This is a genomic window from Roseovarius halophilus (ex Wu et al. 2025) (assembly GCF_047086965.1).
The window spans coordinates 1-17,740 of the sequence record NZ_JBKOTX010000125.1 but is presented as its reverse complement, the minus strand read 5'-3'; the positions used below and the strand labels follow the sequence as shown (position 1 = coordinate 17,740).

At 66.7% G+C, this 17,740-nt stretch carries 18 protein-coding genes and 1 pseudogene; 7 read left to right on the top strand and 12 right to left on the bottom strand.

Going from position 1 to position 17,740, the window contains the following annotated elements:
• On the top strand, positions 1 to 443 hold a 443-nt coding region (locus ACH107_RS21455; protein WP_412507535.1), incomplete at its 5' end, for an ATP-binding cassette domain-containing protein.
• Positions 444 to 645: 202 nt separating this feature from the next.
• Positions 646 to 2,433, top strand: a complete 1,788-nt coding sequence (locus ACH107_RS21450) for an ABC transporter ATP-binding protein (protein WP_412507534.1) — start codon at positions 646 to 648, stop codon at positions 2,431 to 2,433.
• Positions 2,434 to 2,449: 16 nt separating this feature from the next.
• On the opposite strand, the gene ACH107_RS21445 is transcribed toward ACH107_RS21450, so the two are convergent.
• The 10 genes from ACH107_RS21445 to ACH107_RS21400 form a co-directional block, all read right to left on the bottom strand.
• Positions 2,450 to 2,818 carry a RidA family protein gene (locus tag ACH107_RS21445; RefSeq protein WP_412507533.1) on the bottom strand — a complete coding sequence of 123 codons (369 nt, stop codon included), beginning with the start codon at positions 2,816 to 2,818 and terminating at the stop codon, positions 2,450 to 2,452.
• Between the two features lie 23 nt (positions 2,819 to 2,841).
• Positions 2,842 to 3,942, bottom strand: coding sequence for an NAD(P)/FAD-dependent oxidoreductase (locus tag ACH107_RS21440; protein ID WP_412507532.1), 1,101 nt, complete (start codon positions 3,940 to 3,942; stop codon positions 2,842 to 2,844).
• Positions 3,939 to 4,961, bottom strand: coding sequence for a histone deacetylase family protein (locus ACH107_RS21435; protein ID WP_412507531.1), 1,023 nt, complete (start codon positions 4,959 to 4,961; stop codon positions 3,939 to 3,941). Before ACH107_RS21435 ends, ACH107_RS21440 begins: the two co-directional genes overlap by 4 nt.
• Positions 4,958 to 5,446 (bottom strand): GNAT family N-acetyltransferase, encoded by a 489-nt coding sequence (locus tag ACH107_RS21430; RefSeq protein WP_412507530.1) that lies wholly within the window; start codon positions 5,444 to 5,446, stop codon positions 4,958 to 4,960. The genes ACH107_RS21435 and ACH107_RS21430 overlap by 4 nt, the downstream gene beginning before the upstream one ends.
• Positions 5,447 to 5,449: 3 nt before the next feature.
• Positions 5,450 to 6,376, bottom strand: coding sequence for a 3-keto-5-aminohexanoate cleavage protein (locus tag ACH107_RS21425; protein WP_412507529.1), 927 nt, complete (start codon positions 6,374 to 6,376; stop codon positions 5,450 to 5,452).
• Between the two features lie 10 nt (positions 6,377 to 6,386).
• Positions 6,387 to 7,739, bottom strand: a complete 1,353-nt coding sequence (locus ACH107_RS21420; protein WP_412507528.1) for an aspartate aminotransferase family protein — start codon at positions 7,737 to 7,739, stop codon at positions 6,387 to 6,389.
• 6 nt (positions 7,740 to 7,745) lie between these two features.
• The gene (locus ACH107_RS21415; protein ID WP_412507527.1) at positions 7,746 to 8,816 is read right to left on the bottom strand and encodes an ABC transporter ATP-binding protein; all 1,071 of its coding nucleotides are present in this window, start codon (positions 8,814 to 8,816) and stop codon (positions 7,746 to 7,748) included.
• Positions 8,817 to 8,895: 79 nt separating this feature from the next.
• Positions 8,896 to 10,032: an ABC transporter substrate-binding protein gene (locus ACH107_RS21410; RefSeq protein WP_412507536.1), complete on the bottom strand. Its 1,137-nt coding sequence runs from the start codon at positions 10,030 to 10,032 to the stop codon at positions 8,896 to 8,898.
• A gap of 49 nt (positions 10,033 to 10,081) precedes the next feature.
• A complete protein-coding gene (locus ACH107_RS21405; protein WP_412507526.1) occupies positions 10,082 to 10,867 on the bottom strand; it encodes an ABC transporter permease in 786 nt (261 codons plus the stop codon).
• Positions 10,867 to 11,733: an ABC transporter permease gene (locus tag ACH107_RS21400; protein ID WP_412507525.1), complete on the bottom strand. Its 867-nt coding sequence runs from the start codon at positions 11,731 to 11,733 to the stop codon at positions 10,867 to 10,869. The genes ACH107_RS21405 and ACH107_RS21400 overlap by 1 nt, the downstream gene beginning before the upstream one ends.
• 141 nt (positions 11,734 to 11,874) lie before the next feature.
• Here ACH107_RS21400 and ACH107_RS21395 point away from each other — a divergent pair, with 141 nt between their 5' ends.
• Complete coding sequence (locus tag ACH107_RS21395) at positions 11,875 to 12,804, top strand: LysR family transcriptional regulator (protein ID WP_412507524.1); 930 nt, start codon at positions 11,875 to 11,877, stop codon at positions 12,802 to 12,804.
• Positions 12,805 to 12,814: 10 nt separating this feature from the next.
• On the opposite strand, the gene ACH107_RS21390 is transcribed toward ACH107_RS21395, so the two are convergent.
• Entirely contained in the window at positions 12,815 to 13,315 is a 501-nt protein-coding gene (locus ACH107_RS21390) for a YbjN domain-containing protein (protein ID WP_412507523.1), read from the bottom strand.
• A gap of 457 nt (positions 13,316 to 13,772) precedes the next feature.
• On the opposite strand from ACH107_RS21390, the gene ACH107_RS21385 reads away from it, so the two are divergent.
• Positions 13,773 to 15,173, top strand: coding sequence for a selenium-binding protein SBP56-related protein (locus tag ACH107_RS21385; RefSeq protein ID WP_412507522.1), 1,401 nt, complete (start codon positions 13,773 to 13,775; stop codon positions 15,171 to 15,173).
• A gap of 4 nt (positions 15,174 to 15,177) precedes the next feature.
• Positions 15,178 to 15,837 carry a hypothetical protein gene (locus ACH107_RS21380; protein WP_412507521.1) on the top strand — a complete coding sequence of 220 codons (660 nt, stop codon included), beginning with the start codon at positions 15,178 to 15,180 and terminating at the stop codon, positions 15,835 to 15,837.
• A 22-nt stretch (positions 15,838 to 15,859) separates the two neighbouring features.
• On the opposite strand, the gene ACH107_RS21375 is transcribed toward ACH107_RS21380, so the two are convergent.
• Positions 15,860 to 16,105, bottom strand: a complete 246-nt coding sequence (locus ACH107_RS21375; protein WP_412507520.1) for an accessory factor UbiK family protein — start codon at positions 16,103 to 16,105, stop codon at positions 15,860 to 15,862.
• Positions 16,106 to 16,202: 97 nt separating this feature from the next.
• Between ACH107_RS21375 and lgt the strand changes: the two genes are divergently transcribed.
• Together lgt and ACH107_RS21365 are read left to right on the top strand one after the other, a co-directional pair.
• Complete coding sequence (lgt, locus tag ACH107_RS21370; protein WP_412507519.1) at positions 16,203 to 17,090, top strand: prolipoprotein diacylglyceryl transferase; 888 nt, start codon at positions 16,203 to 16,205, stop codon at positions 17,088 to 17,090.
• Positions 17,087 to 17,641 (top strand): annotated as a pseudogene (locus ACH107_RS21365) (SAM-dependent methyltransferase); the annotation flags it as partial. The gene lgt and the pseudogene ACH107_RS21365, both read left to right, overlap by 4 nt.
• Positions 17,642 to 17,740: the final 99 nt, after the last annotated feature.

Sequence of the window (17,740 nt, the reverse complement as noted above, 5' to 3'; positions counted from 1 at the left end):
GGCGCCTCTTCGGCGGGCTGACCGTGGCGCAGAACCTGCGGATCGGGCTGCGCGCGCGCGGCTCGGGCCACGAAACGCGCGAGGAGGTACTGGATCTCTTCCCGCGCCTGCGCGACCGGCTGGACCAGCCCGCCCGGACCCTGTCGGGCGGCGAGCAGCAGATGCTGGCCACCGCCCGCGCGCTCTGCCTGCGCCCCCGCGTGCTGCTGCTCGACGAGCCGACCGAGGGCCTGCAGCCCTCGATGATCGAGACCATCCGGCAGGTCATCGCGCGGATGCGCGACCGGCACGTCGCGGTCCTGCTGATCGAACAGCGCGTCGATGCCGTGCTGTCGCTGGCCGATCGCGTCGCCTTCATCGAGAACGGGCAGCCCGGCGAGGTCCTGCCGGCCGACACCCTGCGTGCGGACCATGCCCTCGTCGAACGCTACGTGGGCGTCTGACGGCCATCCGCCCCCGGGCGGGGTCTTCTTCTCGGCAAAATACCCCCGCCGGAGGCGCGGCGGAGGCCGCAGGCCGACGCCGAGGGATCCGGCGCGCGCGCAGCGCGCACCGCTTTGTCGCGGGCTTCGTGCATGTCATGGGCTGACCTCCGGGCGTGAACCCTCTATAGGCGGGGGAAGCAACCGAAGGGCCGGGCCAAGCATGACCGAGACCAGGACGAAGAAGGAACGCCAGCCGCTCTATTCCGAGGCCGACCGCGCCAACGTGCGCTGGTTCTGGGCGCGCTACATGCGCCAGCGCGCGCCGTGGCTTCTGGTGGTGCTGGGGATGATCCTCGTGCAGGGGCTCGTCTACCAGCAGTTCCTGTCGATGACCGAAAGCGGCCTGCGGGTGATCTTCGAAAGCGGCAAGCTGCGCGAACTGGTGATGGTCTGCGGTTTCGTGTTCCTGCTCTTCGCGGTGCGCGGGCTGATGTCCTATCTCGTGCCGCTGGTGACGGTGCGCCTGTCCAACCAGGCCATCTACGAGATGCGGCGCGACCTGATCGGCCACCTGATGACCCTCGACCTCGCCTATTTCGAGCGGACCCGCTCGGGCGAGATCATCCAGCGGCTGGTCACCCAGACCCAGCAGCTCGGCGTCTTCGTGGGCCTTGCCACGGCGAACGCGGTGCGTGACGCGGTGACGGTCGTCATCGTCTCGGGCTACCTGATCTGGAAGAACCCGATCCTGTTTACCACGGCCGTGGTCGTCCTGCCCTTCATCATCTGGATCATGAACCACGTCTCGGACCGGGTGAAACAGGCGCAGGGCGAGGCCGAACAGGCGCTGGCCGATTACATGAACGGGATCGAGGAAACCGTGAACGGCATGCGCACCGTCAAGATCTCCAGCCAGGAGGGGATGGAGACATCCCGCCTGATGAAGGGCACGGGCGCGATCCGTGACCTGATGAACCGGGTCCAGATCACGCAGGCGCTCGTCATGCCCTCGATCGACCTCAGCTCGGCCTTCGTCTACGTTCTGGTGATCGGCGGCGGCGGCTACATGGTGCTCAGCCCCGCCTTCGACATGGACGGGGCAGGCATCATCACCTTCCTGCTGGGCATGGTCATGGTCTTCGACCCGGCGCGCCTGCTGGCACAGTATTTCGGCACGTTGCAGGCCAACCTCGTGCTGCTGGACCGCATACGCGGCCTCTATGCCCAGAGACCCACGATCACCGACGCGCCCGGCGCCGGGACGGATTTCGACACCGGCGGCGACATCCGGCTGGAGGATGTCACCTTTTCCTATTCCGGCGACCAGCCACTTTTCGACGGGCTTTCGATGACCTTCGAGGGCGGGCAGGTCTCGGCCATCGTGGGGGCGACGGGGTCGGGCAAGACGACGGTCCTGTCGCTGCTGTCACGGCTTTACGACGTGACGGGCGGGCGCATCACCATCGGCGGCCGGCCCATCGACGAGCTTCGGGTGGCCGCGCTGCGCGGCGCCTTCTCGGTCGTGGCGCAGGACATCGTGATCTTCAACGCCTCGATCTGGGACAACATCCGCTACGTCAACCCCGACGCCGGCGAGGCCGAGATATGGCAGGCCGCCCGGAACGCCGAGATCGCCGACCTGATCCGCGCCCGCGGCGACACGCCCGTCGGCCCCAAGGGCGCGCAGCTGTCCGGCGGTCAGAAACAGCGCATCGCGATCGCCCGGGCCTTCCTGAGGGATGCGCCGATCCTGCTGCTGGACGAGGCGACAAGCGCGCTGGACCAGGCGACCGAGGCGCGGATCAAGTCGGCACTCGACCGGCTGACGGCCGGCAAGACAACGATCGTCGTGGCCCACCGGCTGAGTTCGATTTCCGATGCCGACCGGATCTTCGTGCTGGAAGCCGGGCAACTGGTCGAACAGGGCCGCCACGAGGACCTGCTGGAGGAAGGCGGGCTCTATGCCCAGCTCTACCGGGCACAGAAAAAGGGCTATGACGGGCGCTGAGCCCCGCGCCGCGGCCTCACCTTCCCGCGCCGTCTTCCGGCGCCGCGGCCACGACCATGAATTCCACCAGCAGCTCGGGGCTGGCCAGCTTCGCCTCGCCGCAGGCGCGGGCGGGGGCATGCCCGGGGGCGACCCAGCCATCCCAAACGGCGTTCATCTCGGCAAAGTCGGCCATGTCGGCCAGCCAGATCGTCGTTTGCAGGATGCGCGTCTTGTCCGACCCCGCCTCGGCCAGCAACGCCTCGATCTTCTGCAGGCAGCTGCGGGTCTGGTCGGCCACGCTGTCGCCCGGCGTGCCGACCTGCCCGGCCAGATAGATCGTTGCGTTGTGGATGACCGTCTGGCTCATCCTGTCGCCCACGTGCAGGCGGGTTATGTCCGACATTGGCGCGTCCTTCCTCGGTCTGGTCATGTGAATCGTCGCGGCGACAGCGCGGTGACCGTCGCCGCCGGCAGGTCGGGGGTGGCCCCCGTGATCAGCGCCGCCGTGAGCCGGGCCAGCGCCGGGGCGGTCTGCACCCCGTAACCGCCCTGCCCGGCCAGCCAGAAGAAACCGGGCTGCTGCGGATCGAACCCGGCCACCGGCGTGCGGTCGGGCGCAAAGCTGCGCAGCCCGGCCCAGTTGGCCTCGACCCGCGTCACCGGCTCGGTGACCGCCTGCTCGTAGCGGTAGAGCCCTTCGGCCAGCACCATGTCGTCGGCCCACGCGTCATGGGCCTCGACCGGCTCCTCGTCGGCAGGGGACACCATCAGGCGGCCGGCGTCGGGCTTGGCATACCATGTCTCGGACACCGCGCCGAAAAGCGGCCAGCCCGACATGTCGTGCCCCGCCGGCGCGGGCAACAGCGCGGCCGAACGGCGCATGGGCTGCACGCCCACCGGCACCGCCCCGGCCAGCCGAGCCACCGCGTCGGCCCAGGCGCCTGCGGCGTTCACCACGATCCCGGCGGTGAGGGCCTCGCCCCCCGCCACGACCTGCCAGTCATCCCCCTGCCGGGAAATGGCCTCGACCTGCGCGCCTGTGATCACCCGGCCGCCGCGCGATTTCAGCAACCGCGCGTACCCCTGCAGCATCCGGTCGACGTCGATATCGCGGGCGGCCCGCTCGATCACGGCAGCCGCGATGGCGTCCTGCCGCAGGATGGGGACAAGCGCGACGGCCTCCGCGGGCATGAGCCGGTCCAGCCCGCTGCCCCCGGCGCAGTACTCCGCCAAGGTGTCCAGCTCGTCCTCGGCCGCCAGCAGCATTTCGCCCCGCGGGCTGAGCAGCGACGCGTCGCTGACACCCTCCGGTTCAAGGAAAAAGGGTTCGGCCGCGGCATTGAGCGCGCGCAGCGTGGCGTTGCCGTAATTGCGGATGAAGATCGCCGCCGACCGCCCCGTGGCATGGTAGCCAAGCTGCGCCTCGCCCTCCAGCACGGTCACGCGGGCCCCGGCCGCCAGCTCGGCGGCCGCCGACACCCCGGCGATGCCGCCCCCGATCACGATGATATCCGTTGTCGTCGTCATGCGCCCTCGAAACCGTTCAGCACGCTTGTCAGGTTCTCGCCCAGCTCATCGCACAGATAGCCCCCCTCCTGCACGAACAACGTGGGCAGGTTCAGCCCGGCGATGGCCGCGCCGATCCGGCCGAAGCCCGGCATGGTGATGGCGAAGCCCTTGAACGGATCGCCCTCGAAGGTGTCAAGGCCCAGTGCCACCACGACCGCATCCGCGCCGAAGGCCACGATGCGGGAAAGCGCGCGGTCGAGCGTTTCCAGATAAGCGTCGTCGCCCGTGCCGCGCGGCAGCGGCAGGTTCAGGTTGACGCCGGTGCCGCGCCCGGTACCGCGCTCCTGCGCGTGGCCCCAGAAGAAGGGGTAGAACCGCTCGGGGTCGGCGTGCAGCGACACGGTCAGTACGTCGTCCCGGTCATAGAAGATGCCCTGCGTGCCGTTGCCGTGATGCACGTCCACGTCAAGGATCGCGGGCCGCATCCCCCATGTCCGCAGCTGTTCCGCCGCGATGGCGGCATTGTTCAGGAAACAGAAGCCGCCTGCCAGATCGCCGAAGGCATGATGCCCCGGCGGACGCGACAGCGCATAGGCCGCGCGCGCGCCCTCGGTCAGCAGGTCCGCCCCGGTGACGGCCGCCTGCGCCGACCAGTAGGCGGCCTCCCACGTGCCCGACGCGATAGGGCAGGCCGTGTCCGCCTGATGGTATCCCGCCTGTCCGACGGCGGATTTCGGGTAACCGTCGCCGCGGGTGGCGGGGTGAATGTTGGGGATCACCTCGTCGCCGGCGTCGGGGATACGCTGCCAGCGGGTATATATGTTCTGCAGGAAGGTGATGTATTCCGGGCTGTGCAGCGCGGCGACGGGGCCGAGCCCGGCATCGCGCGGCGCGATCACCTCGCAGCCGGCGGCGCGGGCGCCCGATTGCAGCTTCTCGATGCGCGCGGGCTGCTCGGGGCTTGGCAGAACCCTGCCATTGGCCATGAAATGCTTGGGGTCGTGGCGCCATTGCCTGTCGTCGAATATGGCCTTCATGTCCTGTCCTTCCCGCTTGCGCGCAACGTGGCAAGGTCGATCCGCATCGACGTCATGTCCGTCTGCGCGACGAAACCCAGTTTTTCATAGAAACGCCGTGCCGCCGCGCTGCGCGCATAGACATCGAGTTTCAGCCACGTCGCGCCCCAGAGCCGGTCGGCCCGGTGGCCGGCCCGCTCGACCAGGCCGCGGCCGACACCCTGCCCGCGCCAGTCCGCGGCCGTCCAGAGATCGGTGACATAGGCGCCCGCGGCGCCCCGGACCGTGGAAAACACGGGCGAGAACAGCGCCGCCCCGGCCAAGGTGCCCGCCGCGACGGCAAGGAGCCCGTGCGCGGCCGGACGCGCGTCCAGAACGGCCCGCCGCAGCACGGCGCGGTCTGCCGCATGGCCATCGCCCAGATCGACGGACAGCCGCCGCAGCGCGTGATCCAGCATTTCGAGGTCCGCATCGCTTTGCACGTTCCTGAAATCAAGCACCGACATGGGTCAGATCGCGGTCCTGTCCGCACCCTTGAGCCCCAGCAACCGGCGCGCGGTATCGGGCGTGGCCACGCCGCGGCCCAGTTCCTCGACGATCCGGCGCGCCTTGGCCACCTGCTGGGCGTTGTTCTCGGCAAGCTGGCCACGCGCGATTGTCAGGCTGTCCTCCAGCCCGACACGCACATGCCCGCCCATGGCCGCGGCCATGGTGATCAGCGGTATCTGGTGGCGTCCGGCCGCCAGCACCGAGAACATGTAATCATCGCCAAACAGCTTGTCTGCGATGCGCACCATGTGCGTCAGGTTCTCGGGGTCGGGCCCCATGCCGCCCAGCACGCCGAACACGAACTGGATGAAATACGGCGGTTCGACCAGCCCGCGATCCGCGAAATGGCGCAGCATGTAGAGATGGCCCAGATCGTAGCATTCGAATTCGAACCGCGCGCCGCGCTCGGTGCCGAGCTCGGTTAGGATGCGGGCAATGTCGCGCGGCGTGTTCTTGAACACCAGATCGTCCGATCCTTCGAGGAACGGCTTTTCCCAATCGTGCTGCCACGTCTCGATCCGCTCGGCGGCCGGGTAGAGGGCGAAGTTCATCGTCCCCATGTTGAGCGAGGCCATCTCGGGCGCGGCCTGCCGGGGCGCGGCCAGCCGGTCATCCAGCGTCATTACCGCGCTACCGCCCGTCGACAGGTTCAGCACCGCGTCACTGGCCTGCTTGACGCGCGGCAGGAAGGCCATGAAATGCTTCGGGTCCGCCGAGGGCCGGCCCGTTCGCGGGTCACGCGCATGCATGTGCAGGATCGAGGCGCCGGCCTCGGCCGCGGCGACCGACTGTTCGGTGATCTCGTCCGCCGTCACCGGCAGGTGCGGCGACATCGACGGCGTGTGAATCGAGCCGGTGACGGCACAGGTGATGATGATATCGCGCATCCGGCCCCCGTCACACGGCCAGGTCCAGCACGGGCCGGACCTCTTCGGTGAATTGCGCCAGCGACAGGTCCAGCATCCCGGTGATCTCGTCGAGATGCCTCTCGGTCGCGATCATCGGCGGCGCGACGATGATGTGATCACCCTCCACCCCGTTCCGGGTGCGCCGCGAATAGACGATGAGCCCGTTTTCGTAGGCGATGTTGACGAAACGGTCGAAGGCCTTGAGATGCGCGGGCAGCGGCGCCTTGCCGTCGCGGTCGGCCATGAACTCGAACGCCGTCAGCAGCCCCATGCCGCGCACGTCGCCGATGATCGGATACCGCCCCATGAGCCCACGCAGCCGTTCCTGCAGTTTTTCACCCATCACCGCCGCGTTCCGCGTGAGGTCCAAGCGCTCGATCTCGTCGATGACGGCCGCGCCGGCGGCACAGGCCAGCGGGTTGCCGGCATAGGTATAGCCATGCAGGAAACCGCCCGCATCCAGCACCGCCTCGACCAGCCGTTCATGCGCGGCCATCGCCCCCAGCGGAACGTAGCCGGCCGCGAATCCCTTGGACATCACCACGATATCCGGCGCGAGGTTCCAGTGCTCGGCGGCGAGGAACGCGCCGGTGCGGCCCGCGCCCGTCATCACCTCGTCGAGGATGAGCAGCACGCCGTGGCGCCGGCATATCTCCTGCACGCGCTCCATGTATCCCTCGGGCGGCGGCAAGGCCCCGGTCGAGGCCCCGCCAACGGGTTCGACGATGAAGGCCAGAACGCTTTCGGGCCCTTCTTCAAGGATCTTGGCCTCCAGCATGTCGGCATAATGATGGCCTGTCGCCGCGTCCGCGGGATCGAGCCCGTCAAGATAGGCGCGCGGCGCCGGGATCTTCGGCATGGCCTGCATCATCGGGTCGAAAGGCCGGGTCAGCGGATCGTAGGAGGTGATGGCCAACGCCCCCAGCGTGCAGCCGTGGTAGCTGGGGGCGCGGCTGATGATCTTCCACCGGTCGCCCTGCCCGACCGCCAGCGCGTATTGCCGCGCGAGCTTCATCGCCGATTCCACCGCCTCGGACCCGCCCGAGACGAAAAAGACCCTGTTCAGCCCCTCGGGGCAGAGCCCCGCCGTCTTGGCGGCCAGATTCTCGGATGCCTCGGTTTCGAAATGCAGCCTGTAGCCGAAGGTTGATTTCTCCATCTGCCGGCGCATGGCCTCCAGCACGTTCTCGTTGGAATGGCCGATGTTGCACACCATCGCGCCGGACGACCCGTCGAGATAGCGCTTGCCGTCCACATCCCACATGTAGACGCCCTTGGCCTGATCCAGCACCGGGCGGCGCTGGCGGCCCTGATAGAACAGATGGCTCGGTCTTTCGGTCATTTCGCCTTACCCCGGCAACGCCGCGCAGTCCTGCGGGCGCAGGTGCAGATGCACGTCGGCGCCCACGGGAAACGGGTGCTCGTCGATCATGTTGATGGCCTGTAATTGCGTGTCACCGGCGCGCACGAAATAGCGCACCGCCTGTCCCTGGTAATCCACCGTCTCGACCTTCGCCGGTACCGACACGACACCGTCGGGCGCGGGATCGGCCGACAGCAGCAGTTTCTCGGCGCGCACGACCAGCTTGGCGGCGCCCGTCCCGGCAAGGTTGGGCGCCTTGGCGGACGGCACGGCGATCCTGCCGAAGGTGGCCTGCTCCAGCATCGCGGCGTCGCCGCGATCGGTGCAGCGCGCCTCGAGGATGTTCGACGCCCCGAGGAAATTCGCCACGAATTCCGACGCGGGGGTGTTGTAGACCTCTTCGGGGGCGCCGACCTGCTCGACCCGGCCGTTCGACATGACCACGATCTGGTCGGACATCGCCAGCGCCTCGGACTGGTCATGGGTGACGAAAACGGTGGTGACGCCGATCTGGTCCTGGATGCGCTTGAGTTCCACGCGCATGTCCTCGCGCAGGTTGGCATCGAGCGCCGACAGCGGCTCGTCCAGCAACAGCACGTCGGGCTCGATCACGATGGCGCGGGCCAGCGCGATGCGCTGCTGCTGGCCGCCCGACAGTTCCTTGGGATACCGGTCCCCGACATGCGGCAACTGCACCAGCTCCAGCGCGTCGCGGACGCGGCCCGGAATCTCGCTGGCCGGGATGTCGCGGTATTTCAACCCGAACGCGACGTTCTCGGCCACGGTCTTGTGCGGGAAAAGCGCGTAGTTCTGGAACACCAGCCCGAGGTTGCGCTTGTGGATCGGCACGTCGTTGACACGCCGCCCGCCGATCAGGATCTCACCCTCGGTGGGGTCCAGCAGACCCGCGATCATGCGCAGGTTCGTCGTCTTGCCGCATCCAGACGGCCCCAGCAGCGTCACGAAAGCGCCTTCCTCGATTTCCAGCGAACTCCGGTGGACAGCGGTGAAATCGCCGAACCGCTTGACGATGTTGTTCAGGGTGACGGCACTCATGCGGGGTCTCCTGCGGCGGAAGGATCAGGGGCGGGCAGCCCCGGCAAAAGCGCCGGGGCCGCCCCTTCATGGACCGGCGTCAATAGCCCTTCTGGACGCGGCCGAAGGTCTTGGACCATTCCTGCTCGTGCCCGTTCCAGTAGGCGGGATCGGCAAAGGTCAGACCGTCCAGCTTGCCCGACGGGTCGAAGGCCGGCAGCGTCGGGATCTTGTCGCCCAGATCCACCTTCTGCGGGTCCAGCGCGGGCGGATAGTTCTGCCCCTCGGCCACGGCGATCGCGGTTTCGGGGGCGAGCATGAAGTTCAGCAGTTCCTCGCAGGCTTCCATCGGGCTGCCCTTGATAACGAACATGCATTCCTGCCAGCCGAAGCCGTTGGGCGGATCCATGTAGCCGATATCGTGGCCCTGCTCCTGCAGCGCGTAGATCCGGCCCGACCAGCCCTCGGTGACGTGGATTTCCTCCTCCGCCAGCAGGCTCATCAACTCGGCGCCCGACCCCCAGTACTTCAGCGACAGGTCACGATGGGTGCGCACGGCATCCCAGCAGGCGTCCTCGTCGGTCACGCCGTTGGGATCCTGGCCGGTCTGCAGCGCGGCGTACCACATGCGCGTGCGCCAGTCGCCCCAGCCGGCGATCTTGCCCTTGTGCGCCTCGTCGATGAGGATCTTGGCGCCCTTCTCCTGCATCTCCTCGTCCGAGATGTACTTGCGGTTATAGGCCAGCCCGGTCGTGCCGTAATCGTAGGGCACGCAGCTCAGCTTGCCGTCGGTCACGTTGCGGAAAACGTCCACCAGCTTGGGAATGACGTATTCCAGGTTCGGGATGTTGTCCTCGTTCAGGACGGTGCTGAGCCCGAGGTTGTGATACCTTGCGTAGTCGAACACGCCCGACAGGTGCGCGATGTTGTACTCACCCGTCTGGCTGGCCTTCACGCGCGACAGGTACTCGTCGCCGCCGCCGAAGGTCCCGTCCACGACATCGATCCCGGTTTCGGTGGTGAAAGGGTCAAAGGCATTTTCGCGCAGGGCTTCGCTCACGACGCCGCCCCAGCCGTCGAACCGCACCTGGCTGACGTCCTGGGCCAGCGCCCGGTACGGCGTCACGAGGCCATAGGCCGCGCCCGCGGCACCGATCAGGCCGAGGAAGCTGCGGCGGTCCAGATCGCCGTTCATGTACCGCTCGCGCAGGCGCTCGTAGCGGGTCGTGTTGTCCATTTTCCTTGTCATGTTTCACTCCTTGTTGATGGAAGGTTGGGGAGCGGTTCTAGCCGCCGCTCTTCTTGGCTATCTGCCGGGCGATCGCGAGCCCCAGAAGGGGCAGCCCGACCGTCATTATGATCATCACCGTGCCCAGCGCATTGATCTCGGGGCTGATCGAGTTCCGCAGCATGGCGAAAATCTGGGTCGGCACGGTCTCGACCCCGCCCGGCTTCCAGAAAAGCGTGCCGGTGATGTCGTCGAAGCTGATCGTGAAGGCGAAAAGCGCCCCGGCCAGAACGGCCGGCAGCATCAGCGGCAGCGTGACCTGGAAAAACGTCTGCACCGGGCTCGCGCCAAGGCTCATCGCCGCCTCCTCGACGTCGCGCTTGATCGCCACCAGCCGCGCCTGCACCACGAGGATGACAAACGGCAGCGTGAAGATCACATGCCCGAACAGCAAAAGCGTGAAGCTCTTGTTGACGCCGAGGAAGTTGAGAAAAAGCAGAAGCGCCACGGCCAGCACGACCTCGGGCACGAGGATCGGCGCGATCAGCAGGGTCGAGATCGCGTTCGTCCCGGGCACCCGGTAGCGTACCAGCGCGAGGCTGGCCAGCACGCCGAGGGTGGTGGAAATCGCCGCCGTCAGCAGCCCCAGCACGATGGAGGTGCGGAAGGCCCGCAGGATCGCGTCGTTCTGCGCCAGTTCCACGAACCAGCGGAAGGAAAACCCGGTCATCGGGAAGCTGCCGAACTGCGAAGCGTTGAAGCTGAGCAGGACGACGACGGCGACGGGCAGGAACATGAAGATGTAGACGGCGATGGTCCAGAGGCGCACGAAAGTCCAGTTCATCAGCCCAGCCCCTTCATCAGTTGCGCCATGCCGAGGTACCGGTTGTAGATCATCACCAGCACGCCCAGTACCGCCAGCAGCATCAGGCTCAGCGCCGAACCGAGCGGCCAGTTGAGCTGGGTGATGATGGCCTCGAACACGAGGTTGGCAAACATCGCGTCGGTGGGCCCGCCCAGAACCAGCGGCGTGATGTACGTCCCCGCCCCCAGCACGAAGCACAGCAGCCCGCCCGCCGCCAGACCCGGCAGGGACAAGGGCAGCGTCACCTGCCGGAAGGCCTGCCATCGCGTCGCGCCCAGCGAATTCGCCGCATCCTCGAGATTCGTGTCGATCCCGTCGAGGCTCACGAATACGTTGAGCACCATGAAGGGCAGCAGGAAATGGACCAGCCCGAGGATCACCGTCGTTTCGTTGTACAGCATCTGGATGGGTTCACTGATGATACCCGTCCACATCAGGAAGGTGTTGAACGCCCCCGACACGCCGAGGATGTTGATCCAGCTCATCGTGCGGATGATGTAGCTGATCCAGAACGGCAGCATCAGCAACAGCAGGAGAATCGCCTTGTTCCCCTTGGCCCGGGCGATGAAATAGGCAGCGGGGTATCCCATCAGCCCGCAGACAAGCGTGGTTACCGCGGCGATCTTGAGCGTGTTGAGCAGGATGTCGCGATAAAACGCGTCGGTCAGCGCCTCGCGCCAGTTGTCGAGGTAGAACCCGACCTGATCCGCCCCCGTCGCGGTGCGCAGCCAGAACGAGTAGACGACGATGAATATCAACGGCACGAACAGCAGAAGCGTGATCGCCGTGAGCGCCGGCGACAACAAGATCCACGGTTGCCGCGCCTCGCGGGCTTCGACCGACATGCGTCTCCCCTTGGTTCAGCGCCCCTTTTGCCGAAGGGCTTGCCTTCACGATGCAAAGCGGGCACCCATTAATCAAATAGATAATCAGAATTCCCGATATAGGTTGAAACTATGCATGGCCGCGACACACCGACCCGCCTCATGCGTGAGCTTGACTGGAACCTGCTGCGCAGCTTCGTCGTGCTGGCGCAGTCACGCTCGATCACCGATGCGGCCAACAGGCTGCGCCTGACGCAGCCGTCGGTCTCCACCGCGCTCAGGCGGCTGGAGGATCGCGTCGGCAAGAAGCTGATCGACCGGTCGCCGGGCCGGTTCAACCTGACAGATGCCGGCGAGGTGCTGTATCGCGAGGCGCTGGACATTCAAGGCTCGATCCTGCGGCTGTCCACGATCATGCGCGACATGACGGACGAGGTGACAGGCCATGTGCGAATCGCGCTGGCCAGCCACGTGATCTGCCCGCTTTTCGATCAGGTAATGGCGGAATTCCATGCCGGGAACCCCCGCGCCACTCTGTCGATCGAGGTTCTGTCATCGGCCGACGCGATCCAGTCCGTGACGGCGCGCGCGGCCTCTTTGGCGATCTGCCTTGTCCACAAGCGCAACCCCAATCTGGAATACCGCCGCCTCTACCGGGAATTCTTCGGCCTGTTCTGCGGGCCGCCGCATCCGCTGTTCGGACGCGAGAACCTTGCGCTGGCCGATCTTTCGGGGCACTCGGCGGTGAGCTTCGAAACCGACCGCCTGCAGGACGCGCTCAAGCCCGTGACACTGATGCGCGCGCAGGCGGAACTCGGCGACCAGATCATCGGCACCTCAAGCCATCTCGAAGAGGTACGCCGCATGATCATCGCCGGCATCGGCGTGGGCCCGCTGCCGCTGCACGTGGCCCAACGGGATGTGCGCGACGGGCTGATGTGGCAGTTGCCGCCCTACGACGAAACGCCACCGATCGACGTGCATGTGGTCTGGAACCCCAAGGCCATCCTGAACCGTGCCGAGCAATCGTTTCTCGACCTCCTTCTGGAACGGATCGAGACGACACCCATGTCGCGGCGCACCTATCGCTGAGGCACGCGCCTCAGGCGCGGCCATACGCCTCGGCGATGGCCACCTGCAGGGCTTCCCGGGGCCGCTGGCCGCCCCAGACGACAAGCTGGAAGGCCGGGTAGAAGCGTTCGGCGCTGGTCACGGCCGTGGTGATCAGGGTGTTCACCTGATCCGGGCTGACCGCCGGCGTGCCGGCCATGACCAGCCCGTAGCGGTACACCATCAGCTTCTGCGCGTCCCAGTAGGTGAAGGCGCCCGCCCAGCACTGGTCATTGACCTCGTTGAGCGTCTCGTAGAGCTCGGGCAGCCTTTCCTCGGGCGGCTCCATCTCGAAAGTGCACACCATGCGCAGCGTTTCGTCGTGGCCCGACCATGCAAGCGTGACGGAATAGGTGCGCCACTGGCCCTCGACGGCCATGGCGATCTGGTCATCCGCGATGCGGTCGAATTCCCAGTCGTGATGCTCCGCCAGATATTCCACGATGTCTATCGGGTGAAGGTCTTCCTGCAAGAACTGCTCGGACAGTGCCATGGCGCCACCTCGTTTCTCTGTAGCGCCCGGGCGTGACAGCGCCCCAAGCGCTAGGTGCCTGCTCTAGAGGCTGGGACCAACCCACGCCTCCATACAAAATATGGTGGCCGGTTTCCCCGAGCCTGTAAAGCTAATTGTTGGGGATATCCTCAATAACTTGTGGATGGCCGCAAACTTTCATCAATATGTCAAATCCGGAAACGGGCGCCTGCCGGGCACAGCACCGCGGAATAACTTTCCGCCATTTGACAGCGATCCGCCCCCGTTTCGGCCACTCGACCGCAATCACGAGGAAAGTTTCCGGCTGCACCCGCCCGATCGCGAACGAAGCGACCGGAAACATCATGACAGGCTCCCCGATTCGTGGCACGCTCGGGCCTGTCCGGCCGAACGATGGCAACCAACGCCACACCCACATTACAGCAACATGGCCGGTTCATTCAGGGAGGACGACGCCATGAACCTCAGACCAGATCCCACGTTCCACGCATCTCCCAAGCTGGCCATGGAGGCGCCGCCGGAAAAACACGCATTCACCCTGATGCTCAGCCCGGACGGCACGCAGCCCGACGGGCTGGCCGTCATCGACGTGGACCCCGCGTCGGCCACCTGCGGGCAGATCGTGCATGCGCTCTACATGCCCCACAAGGGCGACGAATTCCATCACTTCGGCTGGAATGCCTGCTCCTCGTCGCTGTCGCCCCTGACCGGACACGCCTTTCTGGAGCGCCGCTACCTGATCATCCCCGGCATACGCTCGAGCCGGATCTACGTTGTCGACGTCAAGGAGCCGCGGAAAGCGAAGATCCACAAGATCATCGAGCCCGAGGAGGTTTTCGCCAAGACCGGCTATTCGCGTCCGCACACGATCCATTGCGGCCCCGAAGGCATTTACGTGTCCACGCTGGGCGGGGGCGGCGCGGATGGCACCGACGGGCCGCCGGGCATCTTCATCATGGATTGCGAAACCTTCGAGATCCTCGGCCGGTACGAGATGGACCGCGGCGTCCAGGACAAGCAGTACGATTTCTGGTGGAACCTGCCGCGCAACTACATGGTCAGTTCCGAATGGGGCCTGCCCCCGCAATACGAGAACGGCGTCGTCCCCGAGGACCTGCTGGGCAACAAGTACGGCCACAGCATCCATTTCTGGGACCTGCGCGCGCGCAAGAACATCCAGACGATCGACCTCGGCGAAAATCACCAGATGGCGCTGGAAATCCGGCCCGCGCACGACCCGGCCAAGGAATACGGCTTCTGCGGGGTTGTCGTGGACACCACCAACCTCGAAGGCTCGATCTGGACATGGTGGCGCAAGGAGGACGGCAGCTTCGCGGCGGAAAAGACGGCGACGATCCCGCCCCAACCCGCCGCGGCCGACGACCTGCCGGAACTGCTGAAAGGGTTCGAGGCCGTGCCGCCACTGGTGACGGATATCGACCTCAGTCTCGATGACCGGTTCCTGTACGTCGCGTGCTGGGGCACGGGCGAGATGCTGCAATTCGACGTGTCCGACCCGATGGCGCCGAGACAGGTCGGCAAGGTGGAACTGGGCGGGATCGTCAAGCACACCAAGCACCCCAACGGCCAGCCGTTCGGCTATGGCCCGCAGATGGTCGAGATCAGCCGCGACGGCAAGCGCGTCTACTGGACGAACTCGCTTTATTCCACGTGGGATGACCAGTTCTATCCTGGCGAACGGGGCGCGGCCATGGTCAAGGCCGACGTGGGGGCCGACGGGGGCCTGACGCTCGATCCCGATTTCTGGATCGACTTCCCCGAAGGCTACCGCGCGCACCAGATCAGGCTGGAGGGCGGCGACTGCTCGACCGACAGTTTCTGCTACCCGTCCGTCTGACGCGGTGACCGACGCGACAACGGCGGCGGCCCTGTGGTGGGCCGTCGTCGCCTCGGGGATATATCACGGGGTCAATCCGGGCATGGGCTGGCCGCTGGCGGTTTCCGCCGCGCTGATGGAACGCGGCGCCGGCGCGCTGGTCAAGGCGTTGCTGGCGCTGGCGGCGGGGCACCTGCTGGCGATGTCGGCCGTGCTGTTCCCGTTCTCGGCGCTGTCGGCGCTGGCGACCTGGCAATCCGAGATACGCGTCGGCGCGGCAGTGCTGGTGATCGGGCTGGGCCTTTACCTGCTGGTCAACCGGCGGCATCCGCGGTTCCTGGCCCGCGTGCCGCCGGGGCGGCTGACGCTGTGGTCCTTCCTCGCGGCCACGGCGCACGGCGCGGGGCTGATGCTGGTGCCGATCTACCTTGGCATCTGCGCGACGCTGGATACCGATACCGGCCATGCCGCCGCCGGCCAACTGATGTCGGGCAGTTCGGGTATCGCCATGGCCGTGGCAGTGGCCCACACGATGGCCATGACAGTGTCGGGCGGCATGATTGCGGTGGGCGTGTACCGCTGGCTCGGGCTCAGGTTCCTGTCGAAAAGCTGGTTCAATCTCGATCTGGTCTGGGCGCTCAGCCTCGTGGCGGTAGGCGCGCTGTCGCTGCTCACCCTGCACTGATCCGCCCGGGCCGGCCGGCGGCTCAGTCGGCCGCGTCCTCCAGCGCCTCGATCCGCGCCCTCAGCGCCTCGTTTTCCTCGCGGGCCTTCTGCGCCATCGCCCTGACCGCGTCGAATTCCTCGCGCGTGACGAAATCGCGTTCGGCCAGCCAGCGGTCGAGCATGGATTTCATCGCTGTCTCGGCTTCCTCGCGCGCGCCCTGCGCCACGCCCATCGCGTTCGTCATGAGCTGCGATATGTCGTCCAGCACCTTGTTGCGGCTCTGCATGATGTTTCTCCGCCATTGCAATTGCGTCCTATATGGCCTTGATGGGCACGCGCGGCAAGGTTGACGTCCGCGCCGGACGAGAGGCACACAGACGCACATGCAGGCCAGCATTCCCTTCCCCGACATTTCGCCCGAGATATTCTCGATCTCGCTCTTCGGCATGGAATTCGCCCTGCGCTGGTACGCGCTGGCCTATATCGCGGGCATCGTGATCGGCTGGCGGCTGGTGGTGGCGGCCGTGCGCCGCCCCGCCCTTTGGCCCGGCGACCAAGCGCCAATGACGCCCGACCAGGTGGAGGACCTGCTGACATGGGTGATCGTGGGGGTGGTCCTTGGCGGCAGGCTGGGCTTCGTGCTGTTCTACCAGCCCGCCTATTACATCCAGAACCCGGGCGAGATCCTGCTGATCTGGCAGGGCGGCATGTCTTTCCATGGCGGGCTTCTGGGCGTCGTCGCGGCCTGTCTCGGCTACGCGTGGCGACGGCGGATCCGGTGGCTGTCGCTTGCCGACGTGCTGTGCATGGCCACGCCGGCGGGCTTGATGCTGGGGCGCATCGCCAATTTCATCAATGCCGAGCTCTGGGGCCGGCCGACGGACCTGCCGTGGGGCGTCATCTTCCCCGGCGCGATGGCGCAGGATTGCCCGGGCGTGGCGGGGGCCTGCGCACGCCACCCCTCGCAGCTTTACGAGGCGGCGCTCGAAGGGCTGCTGCTGGGCGCCGTCCTGTTGTGGATGGCATGGCGGCGCGGCGCGCTGAAGCGGCCGGGGCGGCTCACCGGGGTGTTCTTTGCAGGCTACGGGATCGCGCGCTTCCTTGTCGAGTTCGCGCGGCAGGCGGATCCACAGTTCATCACCCCCGACAACCCGCTGGGTCACGTGGTGCAGCTGGGCGCGGCCGGCGTGACGATGGGCCAGCTGCTGTCGCTGCCGATGGTCGCGATCGGGCTGGGTTTCATCCTCTGGTCGCGGCGCGGCACGGCATGAGCGCGCTTTTCGACCTCATCGCGGCGCATATCCGCGCCGATGGCCCCATGGCCCTCGACGAATACATGGCGTTGTGCCTGATGCATCCCGAGCACGGCTATTACGCCACGCGCGACCCGCTGGGCGCGTCGGGCGATTTCATCACCGCCCCCGAAATCAGCCAGATGTTCGGGGAGCTTCTGGGCCTGAGCCTTGCGCAGGCATGGCTGGATCAGGGCGCGCCCGCGCCCGTCATGCTGGCCGAGGCCGGGCCCGGCCGCGGCACGCTGATGGCCGACGTGCTGCGCGCGACGCGGGCCGTGCCGGGCTTTCACAAGGCGCTCACCCTGCACCTTGTCGAGACGTCTCCGGCCATGCGCGACGCGCAGCGCACCACGCTGGCCGGTCATGCGATCACGTTTCATGACACCGCCGCCGACCTGCCAGAAACGCCGCTTTACCTGCTGGCCAACGAATTCTTCGACGCCCTGCCGGTGCGACAGCTGCAGCGTGACGGCGCGGGCTGGCGCGAGCGGTGCGTGGGCCTGCGGGACGGCACGCTGCACGTCGGGGCTCTCCTTCTGGCCACAGTAACGGTAGACCGTGTCGATGACCTGCTGCACTTCCTTCTTGCGCAGTAGCGTGTTGACAAGCTCGAACGGCGCCTTGGC